This is a genomic window from Aquabacterium sp. A08, from assembly GCF_011742065.1.
Genome location: NZ_JAAQQT010000298.1, coordinates 1 through 276, shown reverse-complemented (window position 1 = coordinate 276; position 276 = coordinate 1). Strand labels below are relative to the sequence as shown.

Here is a 276-nt window from a genome sequence, read left to right as displayed (position 1 = left end):
CAGTCGCTGGCGGCCAGCATCCCCTTCCCCTCGCGCCTGGGCAAGCCCAGCGAGTTCGCCGAACTGGCCTGCCACATCGTCAGCAACGGCCACCTGAACGGCGAAACCATCCGCCTCGACGGCGCCCTGCGCATGAGTCCTCGTTGACCACCCCCGCGCCGCACCTGCGGTGCGTCACCCCCTCCAGGGGGCGATGCCAGTGGCCCGGCCAAGCCGGTTCCACGGCATCCCTGAAACAACACCGAAAGATTTGTGTATGGCCAAAACCGTTGTGTA

The 276-nt window shown here is 66.3% G+C and carries 1 pseudogene; it reads left to right on the top strand.

Annotated features, from left to right (window positions below):
- Nucleotides 1–147 (top strand): annotated as a pseudogene (locus tag HA630_RS26950) (3-hydroxyacyl-CoA dehydrogenase); the annotation flags it as partial.
- Between the last annotated feature and the right edge of the window lie 129 nt (nt 148–276).